Origin of the sequence: Aphanothece microscopica RSMan92, from assembly GCF_046613545.2 — a bacterium.
GTDB lineage: Bacteria > Cyanobacteriota > Cyanobacteriia > PCC-6307 > Cyanobiaceae > NIES-981.
The window spans coordinates 1-404 of record NZ_JBKKKY020000636.1 but is presented as its reverse complement, the minus strand read 5'-3'; the positions used below and the strand labels follow the sequence as shown (position 1 = coordinate 404).

Genomic DNA, 404 nt, shown 5'->3' with positions numbered 1-404 from the left:
ACGATCAAAGCCCAGGGAGTTGATATATATGCCGGGCTCAGCTTTGGTATCAACACATCCGAAAAGTAACCTTACTAAATTATTGCGAAAGTTTTCGTCAGCCCTCTACCTGTGACCAAACAAACTGTGCCTCACGGGAATTGCAACGAAGGCTACCCCTCCAATCATAAATTGAACCTGATTCCCGGAAACCACCAATAGTTGCAGGGGACATGCATATTTACTACATTTCTAAAAATACCATCATTTTTGAAATGAGTGTAACTAATTTACTGGCTGTGCTGGGAATGGAAGATTACCTGGTGTCGCTGCAAGCACGTGAGCACGAAGTTCTGGCCGACGAACCGGCCGATTTGGGAGGAAATGACCAGGGGCTTACCCCTTACGAATTAATTCTGGGCGGC

Annotated in this window: 1 protein-coding gene; it reads left to right on the top strand. The window is 46.0% G+C overall.

Annotated features, from left to right (window positions below; all coding sequences use genetic code 11):
• Positions 1-212 precede the first annotated feature (212 nt).
• Positions 213-404, top strand: a 192-nt coding sequence (locus ACLD7X_RS19405; RefSeq protein WP_411425314.1) for an OsmC family protein, incomplete at its 3' end; no start/stop codon positions are given.